This window comes from Cellulosimicrobium sp. CUA-896 (assembly GCF_001942335.1).
Classification (GTDB): Bacteria; Actinomycetota; Actinomycetes; order Actinomycetales; family Cellulomonadaceae; genus Cellulosimicrobium.
Genome location: NZ_MKKH01000073.1, coordinates 1 through 2172, shown reverse-complemented (window position 1 = coordinate 2172; position 2172 = coordinate 1). Strand labels below are relative to the sequence as shown.

3 protein-coding genes and 1 pseudogene are annotated in these 2172 nt (G+C 76.8%); all 4 read right to left on the bottom strand.

What is annotated here, in order from left to right:
* A partial coding sequence (thpR, locus tag BJF88_RS16360) for an RNA 2',3'-cyclic phosphodiesterase (protein ID WP_083649218.1) occupies positions 1 to 410 on the bottom strand: 410 nt, incomplete at its 3' end.
* Complete coding sequence (locus BJF88_RS16355) at positions 407 to 1282, bottom strand: RNA methyltransferase (RefSeq protein ID WP_255372115.1); 876 nt, start codon at positions 1280 to 1282, stop codon at positions 407 to 409. The genes thpR and BJF88_RS16355, both read right to left, overlap by 4 nt.
* 31 nt (positions 1283 to 1313) lie before the next feature.
* The gene (gene rplT, locus BJF88_RS16350; RefSeq protein ID WP_024840664.1) at positions 1314 to 1700 is read right to left on the bottom strand and encodes a 50S ribosomal protein L20; all 387 of its coding nucleotides are present in this window, start codon (positions 1698 to 1700) and stop codon (positions 1314 to 1316) included.
* A 71-nt stretch (positions 1701 to 1771) separates the two neighbouring features.
* Positions 1772 to 1965, bottom strand: a pseudogene (gene rpmI, locus BJF88_RS16345) (50S ribosomal protein L35).
* Positions 1966 to 2172 lie beyond the last annotated feature (207 nt).

Sequence of the window (2172 nt, the reverse complement as noted above, 5' to 3'; positions counted from 1 at the left end):
GCGCGCGCCACGGTGACGTGCGCACGCCGGCGCGGCCGGCGGTCCCCGTGCACCCCGACGTCCTCGGCCGCCGCGGCCGCCCCGGCGCTCAGCGCGCGCAGGCCGTCGCTGTCGCCGCCGACGCCCACCCACAGCACGCGCCGGTCGAAGACGCCCGCGCCCCGCAGCGCGAGGACGAGCGGCGGCGTGAGCGCGGCGGCCTCGGCCAGCGCGGCGGTCAGGTCCGGGACGGCACCGTCCGGCACCTCACCGAAGAACGACACCGTGACGTGCCACTGCTCGCGCGGCACCCACCGCACGAGAGGCGCCCCACCCGGCCGGACCTGCTCGTGCGCCCGGACCCCGCCGAGGGCGAGGTCGAGGTGCGCGGCCGCCGCGTCGTCGGGGTACAGCGCGGCGAACAGCCTCACGGGCGGGGAGCCCGGTGCGCTCGGCTCGACGCGTAGAGGCACACCGTGGCGGCGGTCGCGAGGTTGAGCGACTCGGCACGGCCGCGGATCGGCACCCGGACCACCGCGTCGGCCAGGGCGCGGTGCTCGGGCGGCAGGCCCCACGCCTCGTTGCCGAACACCCAGGCCGTCGGGCGGGCGAGGTCCGGTCCGGACGCCGACGCGTCGCCCGCGACGTCGAGCAGGTCGTCGAGGTCGTGGCCGCCCGCGCCGTCCGCCGCGAGGACCTGCAGGCCTGCCGCGCGCAGGGCCTCCACCGTCGCCGCGAGCGTCACACCCGCCACCACGGGCACGTGGAAGAGCGAGCCGGCCGTCGAGCGGACGACCTTCGGGTTGTGCACGTCCACGCTCTCGCCCGCAAGGACGACGGCGTCGGCCCCCGTCGCGTCGGCAGCACGCACCACGGTGCCCGCGTTGCCGGGGTCGCGCGCGGCGGCCAGGACCGCGACGAGCGCGGGCCGGTCCTGGGGCAGCGCGGCGAGCGCGTCGGCGAGCCGCTGCGCCGGCTCTCCCGCCTCGGCGCGCACCACCGCGAGCACGCCCTGGGCGTCGGGGCTCATCGCGGCGAGCACCTCCGCCGTCGCGACGTGGACGTGCAGGCCCGCCGCCCGGGCGTCGGCGACGATCTCGGCGTAGCGGTCGGCGGCGCCCGGCGTCAGGTAGACGTCCCGCACGCGGTCCGCGGCGTGGCGCACCGCCTCGCGCACGCCCTGCGGCCCCTCGACGAGGAGCTGGCCGTGCCGCGAACGCGCCGGACGCCCGGACAGCGCCCGCACCGCCCTGACCCGGTCGCTGCGAGGGTTCGTCAGCGTGGGGTCGAGGGGGTCGGGCACCGGCCGGCGTCCGTGGCGTGGGTGCGGCCGCTCAGGCCGCGGCCTTCGGCGCGTTGACGTCCTCGGGGAGCGCGTCCTTCGCGACCTGGACGAGCGCGTTGAACGCGGCCACGTCGTTGACCGCGAGCTCCGCGAGCAGGCGACGGTCGACCTCGACACCCGCGGCCTTGAGGCCCTGGATGAGGCGGTTGTACGTCAGGCCCTGGGCGCGGGACGCCGCGTTGATGCGCTGGATCCACAGCTTGCGGAAGTCGCCCTTGCGCGCCTTGCGGTCGCGGTAGGAGTAGACGAGGGAGTGGGTGACCTGCTCCTTCGCCTTGCGGTAGAGGCGCGAGCGCTGGCCGCGGTAGCCGCTGGCGCGCTCGAGGGTCGTACGGCGCTTCTTCTGGGCGTTGACCGCCCGCTTCACGCGTGCCACGTGATGCTCCTTGCAGTAGGTCGGGGGCTCAGGGACGAGCCGGACGACGGCGGGTCACGCCGCCGTGCCGGTCACTTGCCGAGCAGCTTCTTGATGGACTTGACGTCCGCGGGCGAGACCACCTGGTCCTGCGCGAGACGGCGCGTGCGCTTGGTGGGCTTGTGCTCGAACAGGTGACGGCGGTTGGCCTGCTCGCGCATGACCTTGCCGCTCCCCGTGATGCGGAAGCGCTTCTTGCGCCCGAGTGCGTCTTGTTCTTCGGCATGGCTGCCGTCTCTCCTCGTGTCCGGTCACCCGCCGGCGGGCGGGCGACGTGTTCGGGTCCGGGCCGGTGGGCGCGGACCCCGTGCGGGGTCGTTCTGCGGTCGCGCCGTCAGCCGGCCTTGCCGCGCGGGGCGGGCTTCGGCGCGGGACGCGGCGCGGCCGGCCTCGGCGCCGCGGGACGCGGCGCGCGCCGTCGTGCTCGACGACG